Source organism: Anaerofustis butyriciformans (assembly GCF_036289385.1).
GTDB classification, from domain to species: Bacteria; Bacillota; Clostridia; order Eubacteriales; family Anaerofustaceae; genus Anaerofustis; species Anaerofustis butyriciformans.
The window spans coordinates 32,312-58,994 of sequence record NZ_JAYFFH010000006.1; the positions used below are offsets into that span (position 1 = coordinate 32,312).

Consider the following 26,683-nt stretch of genomic DNA (forward strand, 5'->3'; position numbering starts at 1 on the left):
GATTATCCGGTTATTTTATAAATTCATAATTTGAAGTGCAACATTAAAATAAATTAAAATAGAACAAGTATCAACAAGAGTCGTAATTAATGGTGAAGCCATAATTGCAGGGTCAAGTTTTAATTTCTTTGCACATATAGGAAGAACACACCCCATTAATTTTGCCATAATAATGGTTGCAACAAGTGTTATTCCAAGCACTAAAGCCAATACGGAATCATGATAAAAAATCATTATTCTTATTCCGTTTACTACAGCAAGAGCAACACCTACCAAAAGACCTATTTCTCCTTCTTTTAACATAGCTTTAAATATATCTTTAGGTTCTATTTCATCCAAAGCAAGCCCACGGATTATCATTGTAGAACTTTGAGAACCGCAGTTTCCTCCTGTTCCTGTAATCATTGGAATAAAAGCTACAAGTAAAGGAACAGTTGCAAAAGCAGCCTCATAGTGAGTTATAACAGCTTGAGTCATTGTTGCTGATAACATCAAAAATAAAAGCCACATTATCCTGTTTTTTGCATGTTTAAATGCAGAAGTCTTAAAATAACTTTCTTCACTTGGCATCATAGCTGCCATTTTTTCAAAGTCTTCGGTATTTTCTTCTCTGATTACGTCGATAGCATCATCAACCGTGATAATACCGATAAGCCTGTCTTCTTTATCAACAACAGGAATTGCAAGTAAGTCATACTTATCAAACATTTTAACTACATCTTCTTGGTCTGCAAGAGTATGAGTATAGATTATGTTCGTTTCCATTATATCTTCAATATATTTATCCATATCGGATAATAAAATATCTTTTGTGGAAACCAAACCAATTAGTTTTTTTGTATTATCTGTTACATAACAAGTATATATCGTTTCCTTATCTACCCCTGTTGCTTTTATTTTATTTAAAGCATCTAAAACAGTCATATCTTTTTTTAAAGATACAAACTCAGTTGTCATAATGCTTCCCGCACTATCCTCGGGATATTTAAGTATTTCATTAATCATTTTTCTTGTAGCAATATCTGTATGTTTAAGTACTCTCTTTGCTACGTTTGCAGGCATTTCTTCAACCAAATCCGCAGTATCATCTACAAATAATAAGTCTAATACTTCTTTAAGTTCTTCGTCACTAAATGCTTTTATAAGATATTCTTGATTATCATTATCCAATTCAACAAAAGTATCCGCAGCTGTTTCTTTTGGTAATAATCTAAAAACAAGCAATACATCTTCTGTGGATATTTCATCAAAAAGAGAAGCTATATCGGCTGGATTCAATGTTTCCAATAATTTTTTTAACTCAAAAAAATTTCTTTGTTTAAGTAATTCTAATATTTTCTCTTCCATATAACTCTCCTTTAAATTTTTAGTATATGCATTGCTATATTAAAATATATTATCAAAGAACATGCATCAACTATGGTTGTAATAAGCGGAGATGCCATAACAGCAGGGTCTAAATGCACCTGTTTTGCTATCATTGGCAGAATACCGCCTAAAAGTTTAGACATAAATACAGTACACATTAAAGTTAGTCCAAGAACCAATGCCAAAACAAAACTATGATATGTAATAATTATTCTTATTCCATTTACAACACTTAAGACAATACCGACCATTAAAGATATTTCACTTTCCTTTAATATTACTTTTAAAATATCTCTTGGTCTTATTTCATCTAAAGACATACCTCTTATTATCATTGTAGCGCTTTGAGACCCACAATTTCCGCCTGTATCACTTATCATAGGAATAAACGCAGCAAGAAGAGGTATAGTTGCAAAAGCGGCTTCATAATGGGTTATTATAGTTTGAGTAAAAGTTGCAGATAGCATCAAAAATAATAACCAACCAAATCTTTTTTTTGCATGTGTAAAGACAGAAGTTTTAAAATAAGTATCTTCATTTGGAGCCATAGCAGCCATTTTTTGAAAGTCTTCTGTATCTTCCTGTACGATTACGTCAATAGCATCATCAACTGTTACAATACCTATAAGTCTTCTTTCATTATCAACTACCGGAACTGCCAAAAAATCATATTTATCGAATACTTTTACAACTTCTTCTCTATCATCCACGGTATTTACATATATTATATTTGTTTCCATTATATCTTCTATTTTTTCTTCCATGTCGGATAGAAGTAAATCTTTAGTGGAAACAATACCTATAAGCTTTTTTGTATTATCTGTTACATAACAAGTATATATAGTCTCCTTATCAACACCGGTCGCCTTAATCTTTAAAAAAGCTTCATAAACATCCATATCTTTTCTAAGAGAAACAAACTCAGTTGTCATAATGCTTCCGGCACTATCTTCAGGATATTTTAAAATCTCATTAACTAATTTTCTTGTATCGGATTTAGTATGTTTTAAAATTCTTTTTGCAACATTTGCCGGCATTTCTTCTATAATATCTACAGTATCGTCAACAAACATTAAATCTAAAACTTCTTTTAATTCTTCATCCGTAAAACTTCTTATTAAATATTCTTTTTTTTCATTATCAAGTTCAACAAAAACATCACTTGCCGTATCTTTTGGTAAAACACGAAAAATAAGCGGTATATCCTCTAAAGCTATTTCATCAAAAAGAAGAGCAATATCCGCAAAATTCATGTCTTTTATCGTATTTTTTATACTTCTAAAATCACGATTTTCTAAATACGCTAAAATTAATTCTCCTTTGTTCATTTTGTAAAAATTGGATACAAAACATCAAACGAGAGCTTATAATGTTGGTAGAAAATGAACGCACAAAAAAAGCAGTACATTTAATACCGATTTCATACGCCCCCCGGGTTCAATGCCAATACTACTTCCTGCATCCATTTTCTTCACCACCTTTTCGTTTTCTTAATTATTTCATTATATTATTTAAAAAATTTTTTGTCAATAAATATTACCTTACATATCTTTATATAAACAAAATTTAATATAAAATTTATTAAAAATTTATATTAAAATTACATAATAAAATATTTTTATAATTAAAAAGGACCTTAAAAGGTCCTTTAAAGTTTAAATAGATGATATATCATTTATAATTAAATAATTTAATTAATAGATACCTTGAGCAATCATAGCTTCTACAACTTTTTCAAATCCTGCAATGTTTGCACCTGCTACTAAATCATAGCCAAGTCCATATTTTTCACTTGCATTTTTACTGTTTTCATGAATGCTTTGCATAATAGATTTTAATTTTGCATCTACTTCTTCTGCACTCCATGAATATCTCATTGAGTTTTGAGCCATTTCTAAAGCTGATACTGCAACACCACCGGCATTTGCTGCTTTTGCAGGTCCTAAAATTACGTCATTTTCTTTAAAATATTCCATTGCTTCTGGAGTAGTTGGCATGTTTGCACCTTCAACAACAAGTTTTACTCCGTTTGCTTTTAATTGTTTAGCTTCTTCAATACCGATTTCATTTTGAGTTGCACATGGGATAGCTATATCACCTTTAAGTCCCCATGGTTTTTCTTTTGCATGGAATTCAGCACCAAATTTTTCAGCGTAATCTTTTAATTTAACATCGTTACGTTCTCTAATTTGAAGTAAGAAATCAATTTTTTCATCTGTATTGATTCCGTCTTTATCATATACATAACCATCTCTACCTGAGATAGAAATAACTTTTGCACCTAATTCTTTAGCTTTTTTACATACACCCCAAGCAACATTACCATAACCACTTACGATTAAAGTTTTTCCTTCAAATGTATCTTTTAAAACTTTTAATACTTCTTCAGCATAGTACATTACACCATAACCTGTTGCTTCAGGTCTGATTAAACTTCCGCCGTAAGGAATACCTTTACCTGTAAGCACTCCGTTTTCAAAAGCGCCTCTGATTCTTCTGTATTGTCCGTATAAGTATCCGATTTCTCTTCCGCCTACACCAATATCCCCTGCAGGAACGTCAACATCTGGTCCGATATGACGATATAATTCACTCATGAAACTTTGACAAAATCTCATAATTTCAGCATCTGATTTTCCTTGAGGATCAAAATCAGAACCACCTTTACCACCACCTATAGGAAGTGTTGTAAGTGAGTTTTTGAATACTTGTTCAAAACCTAAGAATTTAATTACACTTAAGTTAACACTTGGATGGAATCTTAAACCACCTTTGTAAGGTCCGATAGCACCATTAAATTGTACTCTAAAACCTCTATTTACTTGTACTTTACCATTATCATCAACCCAAGGAACTTTAAACATTATTGCTCTTTCAGGTTCTGTCATTCTTTCAAGAATACCCATATCTTCATATTCAGGATGAGCTTCAATAACAGGTCTTAAACTTTCAAGTACCTCCATAACAGCTTGATTAAATTCCGGTTCGTTTGGATTTTTAGCTTTTACTTGTTCTAAAACTTTATTAATATAATCCATTTTGTTCCTCCAAATTAAATATTTTATATATTAAGGCAAATTAAGACATAAAATATTTAATTATTATTAGATATTTTATGTTTTAACACCTTTAGCTTTAAAATGTCTGAAATTTCAAAACTTTCACATATTATAATACAATTTTTTTATATATACAAGTATTATTTTATCTATATTAAAATTTTTTCAATTATTTTTTTGTAACATTTTCAAAGAAAAACAGAAGCCTTAAAACTTCTGTTTTCTTATTTAAATATTAAAATAATCTTTGGAAAAATCCTTTTATATTATCAAAGAATTTATCTACTTTAGCAGAGAATGAATCAGGATCGAAAGATAATGTATCTGTACTGTTCATATCAAATAAAGTATTTAAGCCTTGTTCACTTCTTGAATAAGCAACTAAAGCATATAAACTTTGATCAGTCGTTTGAATATCCGCCTTACCTGTATATCCTATAAAACCATTTGTATTGCTATCTTGCATAGAAAGAAGGCCGTCTACTAATGTTTTACCGTCTTTTTGATAACTGTTAACATCTTCTCCCATTTGTGTTAATGCAACAATTGCTTGAGCTGTTGTACAAGCATTATCCATTCCATAAGAACTAATTGCTCCGCTTGCGCTTTGTGAAGATTTTATTGTTTCAATACAAGCTGTTTTTGCATTTTGAATTTGTGTTTTTAAATTATCATCACTTACATTACATAAACTTAAAGCTTGATTTGCCATAAATGTTGTATCTAAATCCGTTCCATATGTTTTATCTGTACTAAAATAGAAAAGATTTGTTTTTTCATCTTTATAAGAAAGTAAAGCAGATACCAAATCATCTTGTGTAATATCGCATGTGCTTGGAATATCATAGTCATTACAATTTAGGGCAATAAGAGCATATATTGCATTTGAAGCAAATGTACCTTCAAAACTTGCTTTATCTGCAAGCATTTTTTCAATTAAATTTACCCCTTCAAATTCTTTGCTGCAATCAACACCAAGAGATGTAAGAGTTATTATCACTCTTGCGTAATCTGACGGATATTGAAGAGATGAAATATTGCTTTTTACATTAGAAATATACTTATTTGTATATTCTTCTTTGTTTGCAATTTCTACATCACCTCTTTGAAGTGCAAAGATAAACCAATCTCCTTCGTTATTGTTTCCTGTTGATGGATTTTCAAGAGTTGAAAGTCTAAAAGTTGCTGCAGAATTTATGGCATTTAATGCTTTTTGTGAAGTTGTTAAAGTTTCTTGTGCATTAGATGCAAAAGCAGGCATACTAAAAGATAGAACCATCAATAAAGAAAGTAGTGCAAAAATAATTCTTTTTCTTAATTGTTTCATATTTTTCCTCCTCTAATTTTAAATAAAAATAAGCCTTTTTTCAGGCTTAGAGCAGTAAAAAATACCATATAATTTTTTACCATACTCTATTTCCTGTGTAGAGTTTATAGGTCTTATTAAATAGGTCTTCTGACTTAAGTTTCAACGTAAATACCGCCTTCCCTTTAAGTGGCATATTGATATTTACTACACTAATACAGCAGCACAGACTGTGCAGGATTCCAACCTGCTTCCCTTAACATTTAATAAGTTATATAAACAAAAAACTTTATTCTATCTATGATATATGATACCATATTTTTCTTTTATTCTATCAATTTTTTCAAAAAAAGGTCTTTGTATAAACCATAAAAACACACTTGTTGATAAAGCATGAATAAAGTCAAAAGGAAGTGATAATAGGTATACCGCCTTAAAACTTTCAAAGTTAATTTTAGAAGTATATAAAACAAGTGAATGAAAATTCACAACACCTCCATAAACTAAAAATGTTAAAATAAAACCTATTATACAAACTAAAATTCTATTGTTTTTTATCCTTTCAGACTTAAAAATTATTCCGCTTAAAAAACCAACCATACCAAAAGCAAACATCTGCCATATTGTATAGCTTCCTTGTCCAAAAAAGAAATTTGAAACAAAAGCAGAAACAACGCCAATAAAAAATCCTGCTTCACTTCCAAGAGTAGCTGCTGAAACAATTATAATTGCTGAAGTGGCTTTTATTTGAGGAACAAAGAAAAATACAATTCTCCCAAGTACTGCAATTGCAGACATGCTTGATATTAATACAATTTCCCTCACCCTTATCTTTTTCTTTTCAAAAATATACACAAAAGGTAAAAAGGTAACAAAAATTATCATAAAACTTGGTAAAAGGTAATTTGAATTGTTACTTTGAGATATAAAAATAATTATAGGAACCAATATAAAAAGTACAACAAAGGAAATTATAAAAGATTTATACTGTTTTGTTTTCATCTATAAAAACCTCATGTAAATTTATTATATTTTTTAAATTATCCTTTGTAATTCTATTTATATCTGTAGTATAAAAATAACTTTCTCCAAAAACCTCTCTGGTTTCTTTAAAAGGCATAATATCCATATCAAACATAATAGAGCAGTACGGAATATATTTTCCAATAAACTCTAAATCATGGCTTATTATAACTATCGTAATACCTTTTTCATTAAGCTTATTAAGAAACTCACCAAGCTTTTGTTTATATATTACATCCATTCCCTTTGTTGGTTCATCTAAAATGATTATATCCGGATTAACCAAAAGCACCTTAATAAGAGCCATTAGTTCAATCTCTCCTCCGGATAAGTCATAAGGATGAGATTCGATTAATGAAGAAACATCAAACTCATCTACAAGCTCCATATAATTTTCATCAATATCATATAAATCATCTTTTACTTTTGATTTAATAAATAAACTTACGGGATTTTGTGGAAGCATTGCTATTTTTCCATTTTTGATAATTTTCCCTTTATTTGGCTTCAAAGAACCAATAAGCAAATTTAAAAATGTACTTTTACCAACACCATTTGGACCTATAATAGATAAAAAATCCCCTTTATATATTTTTAAAGACACATCTTTTAAAATATTTCTTTCAAGTTTACTATATTTAAAAGAAACGTTTTTAACTTCAATTATGATTTCTTTGCTTCTATGTTTTATTTTTCCAATCTTTTCTTTTAAATTAATATTTGATTTTATTAAATTCTTCTTTGCTTCATTTACCGTTAAAATATTATTTTTATTTAAAATCTCATGTCCAAATTTTGTAACAGCTGGAAGAAATTCATAATATTGCTTTTTATTTTCTATTATTTCATCAGTTAAGAATAGCTTATCTGAGTTAAATACGACTCTTCCATTATCAATAAGTACACATTTATCCACATTTTCAATAATACCTTCAAAGGAGTGTTCCGTTATAATAATTGTCGTACCGTAGTCTTCATTTATTCTCTTTAAAAGCCTTATAAACTCATCTCTCATTACAGGGTCAAGTTGAGAAGTAGGTTCATCTAAAAGAAGAACATCTGGAAAAGTAAGCATACTAACAGCTAAATTTAATTTTTGTTTTTCTCCTCCGGAAAGAGACGAAGTATCTTTATCAAGCCAAGATGACATAGAAAAGAAACTTGTTATCTCTGCCATTCTGCTGTGCATTTTTGCATTATCATATCCTAAGTTTTCAAGTGTAAAAGCCAGTTCATGCCATACTTTATCGGTTACAATTTGTGCATCAATATTCTGCATTACATACCCTATTTTTTCACATCTTTCCTTTAAAGAAATATCTTCACTTTCAATTCCCTTATAATATATTTTTCCTTCTTTCTCTCCGTAAGGAGCAAGGCTTATGCTTAAATGTTTTAATAAAGTAGACTTTCCGCTTCCTGATTTACCAAACAGCAAAACAAAATCCCCCTTATCAATGTTAAAAGAGATATTTTTTAAAACATTCTTTTTATGTGGATAAGAAAAACTAAGATTATCTATTTTGATAAATTCCAAACCAAAGCCTCCTTTATTTCAATTATCATAGGAACCATTGCAAAAATAAAATAACTTACAAAATATAAAGCATTATGTATAGATAATTCCGTAAAAATAAAATCAGGGAAAAAGTTAATATAAAACTGTCCTCTAATAATTCCAATTATTACAATCAGAAGAAGTATCATCATCAATACAAAAAATACTTTATCATCATTTGTAAATTTTTCCCTTTTATAATTACTCTTATTTTTTAGTCCATATCCCCTTGCAATCATCGTATCTGCAGTATCAATTCCATCCTCAAGGGCAAAGGTAACAAGAGAAGACATCATATTTGAGCCATGTCTTATTCTGTCAAAGAAATTACCATCATTAAGCCCTTCATTTAAACACTGTTGAGACACCTTATTTTTATTAAATTCGTTTTTGTATCTTGGAACAAATCTTAAAGTCATTACAAAAATTAAAGATAACTTTCTTGAAACAAACTTTAAGACAGACATTATTTTATCCCCTGTCATAATTTTGTTAAAAGATGAAAAATACAAAAACATATTTATTATCATCATTCCGGCAAATATTCCATATAAAATTGATTCTTTTGTTATCATTTGATTATTTATATAAAAAAGTATCGTAGTGCCTTGATGATTAACCAAAGGATTTACAAGAATGATAAATAATAAAAGAGGAAATAAAACAAACAAATCAAATTTTAAACTTTTCATTCCGTTTAAATAAAGGCTATAGGTTAATGAAGAAACAAAAGAAATAAATAAAATAACAGGGTGCATAAAAAACATATTTATAACCATTACACCTATAAAATATAGAATATTTACATATGAGCTATAACTTACAAACATCCCCCTGTTATTCATATTTTACCTTCCTTTAATATATTTCCAAACGACCTCATCACCGCTTTTTAGAATATAATCAGAACAACCGTAATTAGGCTGCTTACCATTTACATAATAAACCCAACCTGAAGATGCCCCAAGGTCAAATTCATATAGATTATTTATTCCCTTTACATATGCCGTAGAATACTCACTATACCCGCTCACATCAAAAGGAATTCCTGCTTTTTTTAACTCTCTAAAAAGAACTTCATAGAGATTTTCTCCTTCATAAAAAACAACCTTTTTAGGTCCAAATATATATCCGTTTGATGGAATATACTTTCTTTTTTCTTCTTTTATTGAATCAATATTTTCTACTGCTTCCTTACATTCAATAGTTAAATTAAAATAATATGCTTTCTTATTTTGATTATTTTCTTCTTCGCCTTTTTTTTCTGTTGCAGCAATAAGTTTTGTCTTTTCTTCATCTGAAGAAGTTTTTATTTCAAGTTTATCATTTTTTAATTTTGAAATAGTATCATCATCTACTCCACTTGCCAAAACATAAACGTAAGAAGTATTGGATACATCAAAAGATACTTCATTTTTATTTGTAACTGTATCGCTCAAATAATAAATATTACCTTCTCTTATTTCAAATAAAGAATAATTGCCTTCTTTTAAATTATAAAATACTAACTTAGGAGTTCCGTTTAATTTTATATTTTCACTGTATTCAAATGATACAATATTTTCACATCCCAAAGTTTCTTTTAAATTATTATTGTATTCATCAAAACTTTTTAAATTTAAGTCACTGTTTTCATATCCTGTAATATCACTGCTTTCATATTCATAACAGTAAGAAGTATCCCCTATTGCTCCATTTATTTGAAGCGTTTTTTCTTTGCTTTTTGCTTCCTTTAATAAACTTACAATATTCGGATTATCACTTAAATTACATTTTATTTCTCCAAAGGAAATATCCATTGTAAAAAGCTTAAATACAACAAATAATACTAAAATACATATGGGTATAATGTATGGTAAATTCTTTTTAAAATTTCTTTTTTTCATATTTTCTCCGTCACTTTAAATTAATTTAATTATACCTGTGTTTTTATACCTTGTAAAGTTTTAATATATCTTAGACAAATCCATCTTTTATGATAAAATATAAAAGATAAGGAGTGAATTATATGCAAATAAAAAATGTATTTATAATAGGTGCAGGTGCTTTAGGGTTAATGTATGCATCATATTTACAAGATTATCTTAAAGATGAAGTATATTTTATCGCTGATGAAGACAGGATAAAAAAATATAAGAATATGGATTTTATTATTAATGGAGAAAAATATAATTTTAACTTTGTATGTGATAAAGAAAATGAGCAAAAAGCGGATCTTATAATATTCGCAGTTAAATTTACCGGAATGGATGAATCCATAAAATCCGTTAAAAATTTTGTTAAAGATGATACCATTTTCTTATCTGTAATGAATGGAATAGAAAGTGAAAATATTATAAAAGAACATTACGGAGAAAAACATCTTTTATACTGTGAAGTACACGGAATGGATGCTCAAAAAGAAAATAACAATGTTTCTTTTTCAAAAGTTGGAACAATATGTTATGGAAACAAAGACAATATAATAACAGAAGATGTAAAAAAAGTAGAGGAACTGTTTATAAATTCAAATCTTCCATACGAAATACCTGATAACATTTTACATAACCTTTGGAGCAAACTTATGTTAAACGATGCTGTAAATCAAGTAGTTGCAGTATATGAAACAACATACGGAGGAATTCAAAAACAAGGCAAACCAAGAGAAATGGTTATAAATGTTATGAAAGAAGTTCAAAAGGTCGCAAAAGCGGAAGGAATAGAACTTACAAATAAAGAAATAAATGATTGGATGGCTTTAATGGATACATTAAGCCCAGACAATGCACCATCCCTTCGTCAAGATACAAAAGCAAAAAGAAAAACAGAAGTCGAGCTTTTTGCTGGAACTATAAAAAAATTAGGTAAAAAACATAATATAGAAACACCACTTAACGACTATCTATATGACAAAATAAAAGAAATAGAAAATAGCTATTAAAATATAAGCCCTTACACCAGGGCTTTTTTTATTTAATTATTCACATATTTTTAAATCCTTTAATACTATATAGTATAAACAAAGGAGGAGTAAAAATGAATTGCCACAACGACAGATTAATTATCGATTGTCTTCTTGCCTGTATCATATTTATTTTACTTATTTTAGTTTTCCCTAAATGGATTTGGTATGCATTAATAATTGCAGGTGTAATTTATTGTTTTTTCCATATGTTCAAAGATAATTTTCATAATATAGGAAGGTAATAAAAAAAGATAGTTAAAAACTATCTTTATTTATCGTATATTAAAAATTAAACTTACGCTCTTTCTACTTTACCTGAACGTAAACATCTTGTACAAACTTGTACATTTTTTGTTGTATTATCTTCTACGATTCTTACTTTTTTTAAGTTAGGTTTCCAAGTTCTTTTTGTATGAATGTTTGAGTGACTTACTTGGTTACCGCTTGTAATCTTTTTACCGCATACATAACATTCTTTAGGCATAACTTCTTCCTCCTATATCTAAAACATAATTTCTTACTTATTCACAGTACATAGTATTATATCAAAGATTTTAACTAAATGCAAACTTATTTGTATATTTTTTAAACATTTTTATATATTTTTTTATTTTTTTTATTTTTTCTTATTTATCACTTGCAATAATACTAAGAAGCTCTCCATTATCAAATATAACTTCTGCATTATTACTTATCACCTTGTTACTTACTCCTAAAGGATCATATTTTTTCATAAGATATTTATCCAAAGGATAATAAAATCCATTTAAAGTTATTGTAACAGGTTTATCAAATGCAAAAAATGAAGCTGTACTTCCAACCATTTCTTTTATACTAAAACTTTTATTATGCAAACTAATCTTATTTTGTTCATTTATTAAAGTACATTTTACATTATTGTCAAGTGCTCTTTTTAATAATAATACATTGGCATATGTATGATCAAATCTAGAACCAACCGATGCATATATTTTAACTTCTTTTGCTCCATTATCCATAGCATAATCAAGAGCAACAGCCGTATCGGTATCATCTTTTTCAACAGGAAGTTTTAATATCTTATCTTTATATTTTTCCTTTAAATTAATATCTATACTATCAAGATCACCTATTAAAATATCGGCATCAATGCCTATATTATTAAGATGATTTGCACCTTTATCTATTGCAACTATATAATCAGGTACAAACTTATCTATTTCATTTTTCAAAAAATTATAATCGCTGACTTCTCCGCCGCTGACCATTAAAAATTTCATTAATATTTATTTTCCTTTGATTTAATTTCTTCAAAAATTTGTTTATATGTATTATATCTTGTAATATTAATTTTCCCAGCTTTAATGGCATCTTTAACACCACACACAGGTTCGTTTATATGTACACAATTAGGAAATTTACAATCTATATATTCGTTGAATTCACTATAATAATGATATAAATCTTCCTTTTTTACATCAAAAACTTCAAGAGATGAAAATCCGGGAGTATCCGCTACAAATGTATTTTCATTTTCCATGAAAAGTTCACTATGTCTTGTTGTATGTCTACCTCTTTTTATTTTCCTGCTAACATGTGATGTTTCAAGTTTATAATTATCATATAAGGAATTAATCATAGAAGATTTACCTGCTCCCGATACTCCCATAAAAACAGTAGTTTTATCTTTAAGTATGGGTTTAATTTCTTCAATGCCTTCCTTTGTAATATTACTTGTAAATATTAAATTAAAACTTGAATTTTTATATATATTTTTTATTTCTTCTATTTCTTCTTTTGTACAAAGATCACATTTATTAAAGCAAATATATATATCAACATTTTCGTTATAAGCATTAATAAGCATTTTATCCAATAAAAAAAAGCTTATATCAGGCTGTTTCAATGCACACACAATAACAATATTATCTACATTTGAAATACTGGGTCTAACAAGTTCATTTTTTCTTTTTTCTATTTTTTCTATACTTCCATCTTCAGTATTTATTGCAGAAAACAAAACTTCATCTCCAACAACCGGAGTTATTTTTTGTTTTCTAAATATTCCTCTGGCTTTAAGTGTATATTCCTTATTATCGTTATAAGAGTAGACAGTATAAAAACTGCCTACTCCTTTTAAAATTTTTCCTTTTAGCATATTAGAAAGTAACTATTCCTCCATTACCTTTTTCGGTTCCATTAATATATACTTTAAAATATCCAACACCATATCCTCTAAAAGTTACTCTTATAATATCAGTATCTTTTACTGTTCCGCTGTAAGCTGTTGATGTATCCCCGTCAGGATCTACATACACAATATCAACCTTAACTTTTTCTCCTGTACTATTACAGAATTCTCCTATGTCTATAGCCATTGTTTTAGATTGAATCAAACCTTTACTTACAACAAGATCAACACTTGAGCCTTTCGTTACTTCTTCATATTGACTTGGTGAGGAACTGATAACAACATCTTTTCCATATTTTTCACTTGAATCATATTCTATATCTCCAACAACCAAACCAAGAGAAGTTATTTTACTTTTAGCCTCACTTAAAGATAATCCGCTTAAATCTTCCATTGTAACTTTACTTTCACCTTTACTTACGTAAATAGTAACGGTTTCACCTTGTTTTATGCTCTCTTTTGCAGCTGGTGTTTGTTTATAAACCTCACCTTTTTCAACATTATCATTATATTCGCTTACAACTTTTACTTTAAGGTCTAGAGTTGTAATGTCAGATTCAGCTTCTTCTTGTTTCATTCCAACAACATTAGGAATTTCTACATTTTTTGGACCACTTGAAACTACAATTGTTACTTTTTTATAAGATTTTATTACAGTATTTGCGGTAGGAGACTGAGAAATAACCATTCCGGCTTCAACTTCCGTAGAACTTTGCATTTTTGGAGTATCTACTTTTAGTCCTGCTTTTTCAAGAGTTGCAATAGCTTCTGCTTGTGTCATATTTACAACGCTTGGTACTGTAATTTCCTTTGCAAAAATTCTTGTTCCTGCAAATACTATCCCAGCAATAAGAATAACAGCTAAAACCCCTGTAAGGATTTTCATTTTTAAAGGAAGTTTCGTAAACCAATTTGTTTTTCCTTCTTTGTCCTTCTTCTTTTTCTTATCCTTTTTATCTTTTTTATCCTTTTCTACTTCATCTTCTCTTAATTTATCATAGTCATCAGTATTTTCAAGAGCAACTCGCTTTGGAACCTGCTCTATTTCTTCATCTCTAATAATAGGAATTCTCTCTGTAGGAGATGTATCATCAATTCCTATTCTGTTTATATGAGCATTAAAATCGCTTCTTACCTTTTTCAAATCTTCTATAAGACTTGCAGCATCTTGATATCTATCATTTGGAGATTTTGCAGTTAGATTTTGAATAATAACCTCAAGACCTTTTGGAGCCTCAGGGTCTATATCTCTAAGAGGTACAATATCTTCTTGAATTTGCATTAAAGCAACAGCAACAGGAGAATCAGAATCAAAAGGTAATTTACCCGTTACCATTTCATATAATAAAATTCCAAGAGAATATAAATCTGATCTTGCATCAAGATATCCTCCTCTTGCCTGTTCTGGAGAAAGATAATGAACACTTCCCATTGTTTCATCTACCATTGTCATTGTAGATGATGTTATGGCACGTGCTATACCAAAATCAGCAACCTTTGGAAGTCTTTTTGCTCTGGTTAATAAAATATTTTGAGGTTTAACATCTCTGTGAATGATGTTATTTTTATGTGCTTGACTAAGTGCTGATGCAATAGCCAATGCGTAGTTGATACTTTCTCTGTAGCTAAGTTTACCTTTTGCGTTAATATAATCTTTTAAAGTTCCACCATCTACATATTCCATAACAATATAATAAATATTATTATCAATACCCGTATCGTAAATATTTACAATATGAGGATGAGATAGTTTTCCTGCAGCCTGTGCCTCTCTTTTAAATTTGTTAAGGAATTGTTCGTTATCCGTAAACTCCTCTTGAAGTACCTTTATGGCTACATCTCTGTTTAAAACTTTATCAAAGCCTAAGTAAACCTTAGCCATTCCCCCTTGACCGACAAATTGAACTATTTCATATCTGTCGTTTAACACTCTTCCGATCATCATTATTCTAATCCTCCGTCAAACAATACTACCGTTATATTGTCACTTCCGCCATTTTCGTTTGCTCTATCTATAAGTAAATGTTTTGCTGTATCCAAATCATTACTATTTACTATTTCTTTTATTTCTTCATTTTCAACATGCTCACTTAATCCATCGGAACAAACAAGAATAATATCACCTTTTTTTAATTTCTCAACATAAGTATCAATAAAAAATTCTTCTTGAGTGCCAAGAGCATTGGTAATAATATTTCTATTTGGATGATGCTCTGCTTCTTCTTTTGTTATTTCTCCACTTGCAACCATATGTGAAACCAAAGAATGATCAACCGTAATTTGTTTTATTTCATCTTTATTTATTTTATAGCATCTTGAATCACCCACATGTACTATAAAACATTCTCCCTCATGGTATATACATAAAGTAAGGGTTGTGCCCATCCCTGCAGCTTCTTTATTTTCGTTTGCAAAATCTAAAATTCTTTTATTTGCATATTCAATAATACCCTTAACTTCTTTCTTCATCTCTTCATAAAATTTATTAGATATATTAAAATATTCTCTTAATATATCCATACAAAGAGCACTTGCAAGTTCTCCTGCATTATGTCCTCCAAGTCCATCAGCAACACCAAATGCAATTATTTCTTTTTCTTTATTTTCAAGCATTAAGAAACTGTCTTGATTAATTTCTCTAAGCATGCCAACATCGCTGGTTCCAACTAATTTCATCTTTATACCTCTTTATTTAAATATCTGCTTCTAAGCTGTCCGCAAGCAGCATTTATACTGCTTCCAAGTCGTCTTCTAAGCGTAACGTTTATTCCCTTTTTTCTTAGTTTATTTACAAATACGTGAATGTATTTATCATCTACCGTTTTTTTGGAATTATCATTTACTCCTATTACGTTTATAAGTCCATCAGTATCTTTAAATAATTCATAAAGTTTTTCGATACACTCTATTGTATCATTTTTACCCTCTATTAGGCAATATTCATATGTTATTCTTCTTCCCGTTTTAAATCTATAATAGAATGTTGCCTGTAAAACATCATCTATGTTATTTGCTCTTTCCACAGGCATCATACTCTCTCTCATTTCATGAAAAGGAGCATGAAGAGATAAGGCAAGATTAATATCTAACCCACTATCTGCTAAAAGATAAATTTTATCTTTTAAACCGCAAGTAGATAACGTAATACTCCTTTTTGACATGTTAAGTGTATCTTTATCCATTACAAGTTTTAAAAAACCAATAACCTCATCATAATTATCGAGAGGTTCTCCGCTTCCCATCAAAACAATATTTGATACCTTTATATCTTCAATCTCGTTTACAAGATAAATTTCATTTAAAATCTCACCTTTTGTAAGATTCCTAAGTAATCCGCATTTACCTGATTCACAAAAAACACATCCCATTCTGCAACCTGCCTGAGTGGAAACACAAAGAGTTGAACCTGCCTCATAAGTTAAAAGTACACTTTCAATTAAAATATCATCTTCGGTTTTTAATAAAAATTTTGTCGTATTACTTCCTTTTTCAACAAATTTCTTTTCAAGTTGTAAATGAGAAATATAATATTTACTTTTTAACTTATCTCTTAAACTTAAGGATAAATTTGTCATTTCATCGATATTTTTCACATAAGAAGAATAAAGCCATTTAAAAATTTGTTTAGCCCTAAATTTAGGTTCCTTGAATTCATCTATGACTATCTTTTCTAAGTCTTCTAACGTTAGTCCAAATAAATTTTCCATCATATCCTCAAACATCTATATTCTTTTTATTTTTGAAATAAAGAAACTATCTGTATTATTTTTATCTCCTCGTACGTTTAATATTCCTTTTTCTGCCATTTTTCTGTCATATTCAAACTCAAAAGGAAGATTAATGGAATCTAAAACTAAGTTTTTATTTTCCGATAAAACTTTATTTAATATATCTTCATTTTCTTCTTTATTTATAGTACAAGTCGAATAAACCAAAATACCGTCTTTTTTTAAATATTTTACCGCATTTGATAAAATTGAATATTGTATATTTTTTAATTCATCTATTTTTTCATTTGAATAGTATTTTAGAATTTCAGGCTTTCTTCTAATTACTCCAAGCCCAGAACAAGGCACATCGCATATTATCCTATCAAAGCTATCAACATACTCATCACAGAAATTTGTTCCGTCTTGTTTTCTTACTTTTATTATATCTATACCAAGCTGTTTTGCTCTAAAATCCATTATTTCAAGTTTCTTTTTATATATGTCACAAGATATAATACTTCCTTTATTGTTCATTTTTTCTGCCGTATGCATACTTTTACCGCCAGGAGCAGAACACATATCAAGAACACTCATACCTTCTTTTGCATCTAGTGCATATGAAACAAGCATTCCTGCACTATCTTGAATAGAAAAAAGTCCTTTTCTATATTCTTCCGTCAATGTCACATTAAGAGAAGATGTAATTTCAACCCCTTCAGGAACAAAAGTTTTTCTTGTTTCAAAACCTTTTATATTAAATCTTTCAATAAGTTCGTCTCTTGTTGTTTTTAAATTATTTACTCTAAGAGATAGACTTGGAGGTAACATAGAAAATTTTGCATATTCAAGAAGTTCTTCTTTATTATATGACAATAAGAGCTTTTCAACCAAAGCTCTTTTAAATCCATATTCATAATTCATTATATCATAATAATCACTAAAAGTTATTTCTTTTAATTCATATTTTTTCCTTAAAGCATTTCTCAAAACCCCGTTTACAAACCCAGAAGCTTTTTTCCCTACGAACATTTTAACTAAATTAACGCTATCATTTACAAGTGCATATTCTGGGATTTTATCAAGGTATACTATTTGATATAAACCTATATAAATGCTTATTTTAACTCTTTCATCAAGTTCATTTACGGGCATTTTTGAAAGCTTTGATAAAATATATTCGAGTTTATTAAATTTTTTTATTACTCCATGAACTATATTTGTACAAAGCCTTCTATCAGCTTCAACATTTATCGCTCTTAAATGTTTTGTTAGAGAAATATTACTAAATGCACCCGTTAAAAATACTTCATTTAATACTTTATACGCACTCACCCTTGAAGGTGAGATTTTAATGTTCTTCGCCATAAATTTTTATTTCCTTTATTTTATTTTTATCTGTTGTCACCAAAAATTAAAACTAATCTAAGAAGTTGTAAAACTGCAGATAAAGCAGCAGCTACATAAGTAAGAGCAGCAGCACTTAAAACTTTTTTTGCAGCCTTAGCTTCTCCATCATATACCATTCCTGTTTGTGATAATATTTTCACAGCTCTATTACTTGCATCAAATTCAACCGGTAATGTAATTAGTTGGAATACAACAGTTGCAGCAAATAAAACTATACCAAATGGAACAAGGAATGAGAACGAACTAAGCACTATTCCAAGTAAAATAAGTACCCATGAAGCATACGAAGCTATATTAACAACAGGGAATATAGCATTTCTCATGCTTAAAGGTGCATACTCTTGTTGATGTTGAATTGCATGACCACATTCGTGAGCAGCAACACTTATTGCTGATATTGTATCTGCATCATATACACTATCAGATAATCTTAAAACTTTTTTACCAGGATCATAATGGTCAGTTAAACTTCCTGAAACTCTTTCAATAGGAATATAACTTAAACCATTCATATCAAGAATTCTTCTTGCACAGTCATATCCTGTAAGTCCACTGCTATTACGAACTTTTGCATATTTGCTAAAAGTTGAATTTACTTTTATACTCGCATAAAGTGAAAGAATAATAGCAGGAAGTAAAATTATAAAATATCCTCCATAATAATAACTATAAAACATATATTTATCTCCTTTTTATTTTATTCAAAAATCTTGCCTATGATATCTCTGTTGCCGTTATAAAAACTTGCTGCATCCATTTTCTTTTTACCTTGCATTTTAAGTTCTTTTATACCGACAATACCATCTTTTGCAGCAACCAAAATCGCTTTATCCTTTTTACTATATGAGAGAATTGTACCACATTTTTCGTTTATTTCTTCTTTTTTAATGATACTTTCATATATTTTAATGTTTTTCTCATCTAAGTTTACATATGAAAGAGGGAAAGGATTCAATCCTCTTATCATATTATATATATCTTCTACATTATTATCAAAATTTATGTGACAATCTTCTTTTAAAATTTTATTTGCATAACTAGATTTACTGTCATCTTGTTTTTCAGGATTAATTTCGCCTTTTTCTATTTTATCTAAAGCTTCAACTATAAGTTCACTTCCGAGAATGGAAACTTTATCATGTAAAATTCCTACATTCATTTTATCATCAATTTCTATTTCACCTTTTAAAAGCATATCTCCTGTATCAAGACCTTCATCCATTTGCATAATTGTAACACCTGTTACTTTATCCCCTTGCATAATAGCTCTATGAAGAGGAGCAGCACCTCTTAAATGTGGAAGTAGTGATGCATGAATATTTATTGCTCCATATTTTGCCAGTGTAAGCATATTTTTCTTTACAATTTGTCCATAAGCACAAACAACAATAACATCAGGATTAAATGATTTTATATATTCATAATTTTCTTCATCACTTACTCTTTGAGGTTGAAATACTTCTATACCATTATCTATAGCACATTGTTTAACAGGAGAAAATATAACCTTATTTCCTCTTCTTGAATTTTTCTTATCAGGCTGTGTAACTGTAAGTAAAACTTCATGATTACTTTCAATAAGTTTTTCCAAAGGTTTAACAGCAACCTCAGGAGTTCCCATATATACTACTCTCATTATTCTTCGTCCTCTTGCTCAATTTTTCTTTGTCTTATTATTTCTTTCATTTGTTCTTCACTTGGTTCAACAAGATGATCTGTATATAATATTCCATCTAAATGCTCAAGTTCATGACAAATTGCTTTAGAGAAAAATCTTTCTTTGCTTTCAATAATTTGTTCTTTTCCCTCTCTATCTAAAGCTTTAACGGTAACTTCTTCTGGTCTAAATACAAAACCTTGTTCTCCCGGAACACTTAAACATCCTTCAACTTCAAGGTATTCTTTTTCGCTTTTATCTATAATTTCAGGATTTATAAGTATAACAGGACCATCCCCAATATCTATAACTACAACTCTTCTAAGAACCCCTACTTGAACAGCAGCAAGACCAACACCTTCTGCATCATACATTGTTTCAAGCATATCATCTATAAGTTCAAGAGTTCTTGGAGTAATTTTTTTTACTTCTTTACTTTTCTTTCTTAAAATTTCATCTTCTTTTGTTCTTATTGTTCTAAGTGCCATATATTCCTCCTATAACAAAGTAACAGGATTTATCTCAGCAAATATTGTTGAAGATATTTCCTTATTTACTTCACTAAAAATGTTTCTAATATCTTTTTTTATTTCATCATCTACATTATACCTTAAAAGTATATGCATAATATATTTATTTTTTAATTTATGTATAAAAGCTTCCATAGGCTGATAAAGCTTTACGTCTTCTCTTTGTTTTTCTTTTAAAAGTTCTTTTATTTTATTATATACGAAATTTATATCTTCATTACTTTTTGCTTCCGACTCATTTGCAATAAATATTCCCAGAATTTCAGAAAAAGGAGGGTAATTCATCTTTTTCCTATAATCAATATCATATGCATAGAATTTTTTATAATCGTGCATTGAAGAGTAAACAAGTGTTTTATTCTTTGGAGAGTAAGTCTGCATTACAACACTTCCCTCTTTACTTGCCCTTCCGGCTCTTCCTGAGGCTTGAGTACAAAGCTGAAATGTCCTTTGAGGTGAATTTATATCAGGGAAATTAAGTGCAGTATCAGCAAGAAGTATACCAACCAAAGTCACATTTGCAAAATCATGACCTTTAACAACCATTTGCGTTCCTATTAGTATATCTGCCTTATTATTTCTAAAGTCCGAAAGTATTTTTTCCATACTTCCGGCTTTTCTTGTTGTATCAAAATCCATTCTTAAGATTCTTGCATTAGGAAACAAGCTTCTTACATGTGACTCAATCTTTTGTGTTCCTGTTCCTGCTCTCTTTATTTTATCACTCCCACATTCAGGACAAATATTTGGAGAACTTTTTTCATATCCACAGTAATGACATTTTAGAGAATTTGTATTTGCATGATAGGTAAGTGATACATCACAGTTTGGGCACTGCTCTATATAACCACATTTTCTACAAAAGACATATGTAGAAAATCCACGTCTATTCATAAAAAGAATACTTTGTTCTCCTTTTTTCAATCTTGATTCTATTTCTTTTTTTAATAAACGGCTGATTGGAGATCTATTTCCGTTTCTCATTTCATCGGTCATATCTACAATATGAACTTTAGGGAAATCTTTTCCGTTAGCTCTTTTCTTCATCTCAAGAAGTCTATATTCTCCCCTAAAAGCCTTATAGTAACTTTCTATGCTTGGAGTCGCACTTCCAAGAACAAGTCTTGCACCTGTTTTATCAGAAATAAAATTTGCAAGATCTATCGTATCATACCTTGGAGTTTGAGATGATTTATAAGTATTTTCATGTTCTTCATCAATAACCATAAGACCAAGGTCTTTAAAAGGCATAAACAAAGCGCTTCTAGCCCCTAAAACAATTTTTGCTTTTCCGCTTCGTACCCTGTCCCACTCTTTAATCCTTTTTGACATGGAAAGTTTTGAATGCATAATTGCAACTTCACCATTAAACCTATAATATATATTTCTCATCATTTGAGGAGTAAGAGCAATTTCAGGAACAAGGAACAAACACTGTTTCCCTTTATTTATCTGATCTTTAAACATTTTTATATATACTTCGGTCTTACCGCTTCCTGTAACTCCATGAAGAAGAAATTTATTTGTATTATTTTCATTAAAATATAAGTCTAATACTCCTTGTTGTTCTTCATTTAAAATAACATCTTTATGTTCTTCCTTTAGACTTAAATCAAACTCATCATCTTTATCTATAAAATAAGTCCTAATTAATTCCATCTCAGATAATTTTGTTATAATGCTTCTGTTTGCACCTGTAAGCTCAGTTAACTTCTCATAATAAAGCTCACCTTTTTCAAGAGCTTTTATTACACTAATTTGCTTTATGGCGTTTGCTCTTATTTTTTTCAAATAATCTTCAATATTTTCATATTTTCCGCTTAAAGAAACAACTTCTTGTCTCTTTTCTTCTTGAATATAATATGATACTTGTTTTGAAATAATATCCTTTTTAACCAAATATGATATTTCTTCTTTTAATTCACTTTTGGATAAATTAAGTTTCGACTTTAAATAATCGAAACTTGCAAGAGCGTTTCTCTTTTTTATTAAATTTACAATTAATTCATATTTTTCATCTATTTGTTTGTCATTTTCAAGTAACGAATATGTTTCTTTTCTTTTAACTTGTTCCAAAGACGGAAGAACACATCTTAATGCATCAATATAGGTACAAAAATAATTGTCCCTCATATATTTAATTAAATCAATTAAATACTGATGAACAATTACTTCTTCGTCCAAAATTTCTACTATATCTTTTATTTTGTCTTCTTCATATTCACTATTTTCATTTATACCTATAACCAAAGCAGGAATTAAATTCTTACCTCTACCAAAATAGACAAGAACCCTCTTGCCTATTTCAATATCTTTTATTAAATTATCTGGTATTTTATAATCGTATATTTTATCTCCTACCACACCTAAGGTATCAATCAAAACATTTGCTATCATAAGTTATTCCTGTATTAATTATAAAGAATTGTTTAACATTTCGTTTAAATCAACACTCTTGTGTACTCTATATTTTCTGTCTCCTTCTTCAATTAAGTAGTATCCAATCTTATCTTCATATACTTCTTCAACTGCTGTTGTAATAAGATTTACAAAATGTTCGTCAACAAGTTGTTCATCTCCTTCATAAAGCTCTCTAGCTCTTTTTGCAACAAGCATTGCAAGAACATATTTATTATCTACTTTATCTAAAAGTTCATTTATAGGGGGATTTATCATTGTAAACATATCATGCATCTCCTTTATCTTTTCTAAAATATTATTTTATATCTTTTAGCCTGTATTTGTCAAGGTTTACTATACTTTTGTAATATTCTTTTTCTTTAAATTTTTATACGCCTTTTCTTTAACCAATGTATATATTACAGCAAATGTAGGAACACCTAAAATCATTCCAACAAGCCCAAACAAACCTCCACCTACAATAATTGAAAAAGTCACAAATAACGCTCCAAGCCCAACAGAACTTCCTACAACATTAGGATAAATAATATTTGCATCAACTTGCTGCAATATAACAACAAATATTATAAATATAATCGCATACATAGGTTTTACCATAAACAAAATAAACACACTTGGAATCGAACCTATCCAAGGTCCAAAATATGGAATTATATTGGTAAACCCAACTATAGTACCGATTAATAAAGCATAAGGAACCTTTAATACAGCAAGTCCTATTGAGCATAAAACTCCAATTATTATTGCATCAATAATTTGTCCGCCTATAAAATCGGAAAAAGTTTTAGATGTAAGTTCTGTAACACGTAATACCCTATTTGCATTTTTTTCATTTAAAAAGGCTCTTACAATAACTCTATATTGATATTTCAAATGATCTTTATCAAATAATAAATATATAGATACTATAACAGCAATAACAATATTTATAACGTTAGATGCAAAATTTGAAATAAAAGAAACAATTGCAGGTACCGCATTAGAAAGAACAGTTTTCATAGTTGAAGCAATCGAAGTACTTGTTTTCTCAATAGTCTTTAGCATCGTTTCATTTATTATTACTTTATCTACCATATTATCAATAGTATCAAATAACTCTTTTGAATACTGAGGGATATAATTTATAAGCCCTGAAATACTTCTTACAAGCTGAGGAAGAACAAAAGAAAATATTAACACTAAAAATATGATAACCAATAAATATACCAATAATATTGCAATTCCGGCTCTAAGCCCCAGTCTTTCTTTTTTCTTATTTTTATCTACTAGTTTCCCAAGAACCTTATCCCTAAAAAACACAAAAGGTTTATTTAGTATAAATGCTAAAGCAAAACCTATTATAAAAGGCGATAAAATTCCTAAAGTTGTACTTAACACACCTAATACACTGCTAAAATTTGTTACAAAATAATAAAACAGTATTGCATAAGTTATTAACAATATAATTTTTTTACATTCGTTTTTTCCTAAATTATACATTTAAAACCTCTTTTTCTTTATTAACTAATACTAATATATATATATTTAAAAGTCAACAAAGCTATAAATAGTATTATTACAAAATATAATAAATTTAAACCTCCTTTAAATAACAAAGTAAAATAAATACATATAAAATGTTAATATTACTTAATATCTTATTAAAATAATTCTTTAATAATAAAATATTAACTTTATTATATATAATATTACAAATATAAAAGACACCCTAAGGTGTCTTTTATTTAAATAAAATTTATTAGTCTATTACTATTTCATTTTTTATTACTTCCCCATTAGCATGAGAAAGAAGTGCATCCAAAGCATTATCCAGTTTAAAGCTTTTGTTTATCATTAAATCTTCAGGAAATTCTCCTCTTTTAATAAGTTCAAAAGCCATTCCTACATGTTTAGGTGTGGTATGATAAACTCCTTTGATTGTAAGCTGAGAATAATGAAGTAATTTAGTATCTACTGTTATGGTTGTACCAGGCTTGCATCCTCCAAACTCCATAACCATTCCGCCTTTTCTGACCATTAGCATATTTTTTTCCCATACTTCAGGAACTCCAGTCGCTTCTATTGCAACATCAACACCTCTTGAATAAGGAGTTAATTCTCTTACAGCCTCAACTTGATCATCAACTTCCTTTAAATCCACCACCATGTCAGCTCCGAGTTTTTTAGCTGTTTCAAGTCTTAAATCAGTAAAATCACAAGCAATAACAGTAGCACCTTTTAATTTTGCACATTTAAGCATCATAAGTCCTATCGGTCCACATCCGTTTACAACGACTAAATCACCAAGTTTTATATCAGACAAATCCACTCCATACACTGCGCAAGAAAGAGGTTCTAACAATGCGGCTTGTTTATATGACATATTATCAGGTATCTTAAACACATTTTCTTTTACGATTTCAGCAGGAATTCTTACATATTCTGCCCATGTACCTTTCATTAATTTCAAATCATCACACATACTATAATCTCCAACTCTGCATGAATAGCAAGAATGACAAGGTGCTGTATTATGTGATGCAATTCTATCTCCTACCTTAAAATCGCTTACGCCTTTTCCAACTTCATATACAATACCGCTTCCTTCATGTCCAAATGCTACTTCATTATGTCCAAATGCCAAGTTTGGATGACCTCTTCTAAAAGTCTTAACATCGGTTCCACAAGTCAGTGCACTTTTTACTTTCATTATAATTTCACCGTCATTAGCTTTTGGAGTTTCTAATTCCATTATTTTTAAATCTTCGACTCCGTTTAATACTGCTGCTTTCATATATAACCTCCATAATGTTGTTATGGATATTATATTTTTAAGAAAAAAAAGAAACAAACATAATTCTTCCATTCAACATAGGAAACTTTAAATATATATATGAAATTATTAAAATTAGGAAAAAAAATAACTTATTTGCCAATATATTATTAATTCTTATGCAATTAGAAAAACAAAAAAAGAATATATTTTATTATTTTCCTTAAAAAACGGAAAACAATAATTTGAATTAAAAATAATAGCATTTATTATAAATTATATAAAAACACGAAAAGGAGTACATAATTTAAAATGATTAGTCACGAAAATATTTACTTAAACGTTGAAGTTAATGATTATAAGGATGCACTTAAAACATTAGGAGAACTTCTATACAAAAAAAATTATGTAAAAGATACATACACAAACGCCTTACTTAAAAGAGAAGAAATAAGCCCAACAGGTTTACCTATACATCCATGGTCAATAGCAATTCCTCATACAGATCCTGAACATGTAATAAAACCATGTATAATTATTTTAAAACTAAAAAATGATATTGAATTTAGGGAAATGGCATCAAATGATAAAACAGTAAATGTAAAATATATTTTTGGTCTTGTATTTACAGATGGTAAAAAACAAATCCCTCTATTGTCAAGTATTATTAACATGACAAAAAATCAAGAAGCTATGGAAAATCTACTTAATGCAAATGATGAAGATGAAATTTATAAGATAACAACAAAATATATAAATAACATATAAAAAAGACACT

Annotated in this window: 25 protein-coding genes and 1 riboswitch; of the genes, 3 read left to right on the plus strand and 22 right to left on the minus strand. The window is 28.9% G+C overall.

Going from position 1 to position 26,683, the window contains the following annotated elements; all coding sequences use genetic code 11:
• Positions 1-15: 15 nt before the first annotated feature.
• The 8 genes from mgtE (V2W16_RS08340) to V2W16_RS08375 form a co-directional block, all read right to left on the minus strand.
• Positions 16-1,347 (minus strand): magnesium transporter, encoded by a 1,332-nt coding sequence (mgtE, locus tag V2W16_RS08340; protein ID WP_138268885.1) that lies wholly within the window; start codon positions 1,345-1,347, stop codon positions 16-18.
• 11 nt (positions 1,348-1,358) lie between these two features.
• The gene (gene mgtE / locus V2W16_RS08345) at positions 1,359-2,696 is read right to left on the minus strand and encodes a magnesium transporter (protein ID WP_329384280.1); all 1,338 of its coding nucleotides are present in this window, start codon (positions 2,694-2,696) and stop codon (positions 1,359-1,361) included.
• A 366-nt stretch (positions 2,697-3,062) separates the two neighbouring features.
• Positions 3,063-4,406 carry an NADP-specific glutamate dehydrogenase gene (gdhA, locus tag V2W16_RS08350; RefSeq protein ID WP_329384284.1) on the minus strand — a complete coding sequence of 448 codons (1,344 nt, stop codon included), beginning with the start codon at positions 4,404-4,406 and terminating at the stop codon, positions 3,063-3,065.
• 256 nt (positions 4,407-4,662) lie between these two features.
• Entirely contained in the window at positions 4,663-5,754 is a 1,092-nt protein-coding gene (locus V2W16_RS08355; protein ID WP_329384287.1) for a prenyltransferase/squalene oxidase repeat-containing protein, read from the minus strand.
• Between the two features lie 102 nt (positions 5,755-5,856).
• Positions 5,857-6,015, minus strand: a riboswitch (cobalamin riboswitch).
• Positions 6,016-6,027: 12 nt separating this feature from the next.
• Positions 6,028-6,588 carry an ECF transporter S component gene (locus V2W16_RS08360; RefSeq protein WP_329384290.1) on the minus strand — a complete coding sequence of 187 codons (561 nt, stop codon included), beginning with the start codon at positions 6,586-6,588 and terminating at the stop codon, positions 6,028-6,030.
• Between the two features lie 127 nt (positions 6,589-6,715).
• Positions 6,716-8,293, minus strand: a complete 1,578-nt coding sequence (locus V2W16_RS08365) for an ABC transporter ATP-binding protein (protein ID WP_329384294.1) — start codon at positions 8,291-8,293, stop codon at positions 6,716-6,718.
• On the minus strand, positions 8,275-9,159 hold the full coding sequence (locus V2W16_RS08370) for an energy-coupling factor transporter transmembrane component T (protein ID WP_329384297.1): 885 nt from the start codon (positions 9,157-9,159) through the stop codon (positions 8,275-8,277). The genes V2W16_RS08365 and V2W16_RS08370 overlap by 19 nt, the downstream gene beginning before the upstream one ends.
• A gap of 3 nt (positions 9,160-9,162) precedes the next feature.
• Positions 9,163-10,200: a DUF4430 domain-containing protein gene (locus tag V2W16_RS08375; protein ID WP_329384300.1), complete on the minus strand. Its 1,038-nt coding sequence runs from the start codon at positions 10,198-10,200 to the stop codon at positions 9,163-9,165.
• Between the two features lie 122 nt (positions 10,201-10,322).
• On the opposite strand from V2W16_RS08375, the gene V2W16_RS08380 reads away from it, so the two are divergent.
• Positions 10,323-11,234: a ketopantoate reductase family protein gene (locus V2W16_RS08380; protein ID WP_329384303.1), complete on the plus strand. Its 912-nt coding sequence runs from the start codon at positions 10,323-10,325 to the stop codon at positions 11,232-11,234.
• Positions 11,235-11,329: 95 nt separating this feature from the next.
• The gene (locus V2W16_RS08385; RefSeq protein WP_171020603.1) at positions 11,330-11,500 is read left to right on the plus strand and encodes a hypothetical protein; all 171 of its coding nucleotides are present in this window, start codon (positions 11,330-11,332) and stop codon (positions 11,498-11,500) included.
• Positions 11,501-11,553: 53 nt separating this feature from the next.
• Here V2W16_RS08385 and rpmB read toward each other — a convergent pair whose 3' ends face one another.
• The 14 genes from rpmB to V2W16_RS08455 form a co-directional block, all read right to left on the minus strand.
• Positions 11,554-11,742 carry a 50S ribosomal protein L28 gene (gene rpmB, locus V2W16_RS08390; protein ID WP_138268876.1) on the minus strand — a complete coding sequence of 63 codons (189 nt, stop codon included), beginning with the start codon at positions 11,740-11,742 and terminating at the stop codon, positions 11,554-11,556.
• 142 nt (positions 11,743-11,884) lie between these two features.
• Entirely contained in the window at positions 11,885-12,517 is a 633-nt protein-coding gene (locus V2W16_RS08395; protein ID WP_329384309.1) for a thiamine diphosphokinase, read from the minus strand.
• On the minus strand, positions 12,517-13,395 hold the full coding sequence (gene rsgA, locus V2W16_RS08400; protein WP_329384311.1) for a ribosome small subunit-dependent GTPase A: 879 nt from the start codon (positions 13,393-13,395) through the stop codon (positions 12,517-12,519). The genes V2W16_RS08395 and rsgA overlap by 1 nt, the downstream gene beginning before the upstream one ends.
• Position 13,396: 1 nt before the next feature.
• Positions 13,397-15,373, minus strand: a complete 1,977-nt coding sequence (gene pknB / locus V2W16_RS08405; RefSeq protein WP_329384313.1) for a Stk1 family PASTA domain-containing Ser/Thr kinase — start codon at positions 15,371-15,373, stop codon at positions 13,397-13,399.
• Positions 15,373-16,104: a Stp1/IreP family PP2C-type Ser/Thr phosphatase gene (locus V2W16_RS08410; protein WP_329384316.1), complete on the minus strand. Its 732-nt coding sequence runs from the start codon at positions 16,102-16,104 to the stop codon at positions 15,373-15,375. Before V2W16_RS08410 ends, pknB begins: the two co-directional genes overlap by 1 nt.
• Positions 16,105-16,106: 2 nt before the next feature.
• Positions 16,107-17,135 carry a dual-specificity RNA methyltransferase RlmN gene (rlmN, locus tag V2W16_RS08415; protein WP_329384319.1) on the minus strand — a complete coding sequence of 343 codons (1,029 nt, stop codon included), beginning with the start codon at positions 17,133-17,135 and terminating at the stop codon, positions 16,107-16,109.
• 15 nt (positions 17,136-17,150) lie between these two features.
• Complete coding sequence (gene rsmB / locus V2W16_RS08420) at positions 17,151-18,503, minus strand: 16S rRNA (cytosine(967)-C(5))-methyltransferase RsmB (RefSeq protein ID WP_329384321.1); 1,353 nt, start codon at positions 18,501-18,503, stop codon at positions 17,151-17,153.
• A 26-nt stretch (positions 18,504-18,529) separates the two neighbouring features.
• Positions 18,530-19,222 (minus strand): zinc metallopeptidase, encoded by a 693-nt coding sequence (locus V2W16_RS08425; protein ID WP_329384324.1) that lies wholly within the window; start codon positions 19,220-19,222, stop codon positions 18,530-18,532.
• A 20-nt stretch (positions 19,223-19,242) separates the two neighbouring features.
• Positions 19,243-20,181: a methionyl-tRNA formyltransferase gene (gene fmt, locus V2W16_RS08430; RefSeq protein WP_329384326.1), complete on the minus strand. Its 939-nt coding sequence runs from the start codon at positions 20,179-20,181 to the stop codon at positions 19,243-19,245.
• Complete coding sequence (def, locus tag V2W16_RS08435; RefSeq protein ID WP_329384329.1) at positions 20,181-20,690, minus strand: peptide deformylase; 510 nt, start codon at positions 20,688-20,690, stop codon at positions 20,181-20,183. Before def ends, fmt begins: the two co-directional genes overlap by 1 nt.
• A gap of 9 nt (positions 20,691-20,699) precedes the next feature.
• On the minus strand, positions 20,700-23,129 hold the full coding sequence (priA, locus tag V2W16_RS08440) for a replication restart helicase PriA (RefSeq protein WP_329384332.1): 2,430 nt from the start codon (positions 23,127-23,129) through the stop codon (positions 20,700-20,702).
• A gap of 18 nt (positions 23,130-23,147) precedes the next feature.
• Positions 23,148-23,417: a DNA-directed RNA polymerase subunit omega gene (gene rpoZ, locus V2W16_RS08445; protein WP_243112222.1), complete on the minus strand. Its 270-nt coding sequence runs from the start codon at positions 23,415-23,417 to the stop codon at positions 23,148-23,150.
• Between the two features lie 69 nt (positions 23,418-23,486).
• Positions 23,487-24,632 (minus strand): AI-2E family transporter, encoded by a 1,146-nt coding sequence (locus tag V2W16_RS08450; protein WP_329384338.1) that lies wholly within the window; start codon positions 24,630-24,632, stop codon positions 23,487-23,489.
• Positions 24,633-24,891: 259 nt separating this feature from the next.
• A complete protein-coding gene (locus V2W16_RS08455; protein WP_329384342.1) occupies positions 24,892-25,926 on the minus strand; it encodes a zinc-binding dehydrogenase in 1,035 nt (344 codons plus the stop codon).
• Positions 25,927-26,217: 291 nt separating this feature from the next.
• On the opposite strand from V2W16_RS08455, the gene V2W16_RS08460 reads away from it, so the two are divergent.
• On the plus strand, positions 26,218-26,673 hold the full coding sequence (locus V2W16_RS08460; protein WP_329384345.1) for a PTS sugar transporter subunit IIA: 456 nt from the start codon (positions 26,218-26,220) through the stop codon (positions 26,671-26,673).
• Positions 26,674-26,683 lie beyond the last annotated feature (10 nt).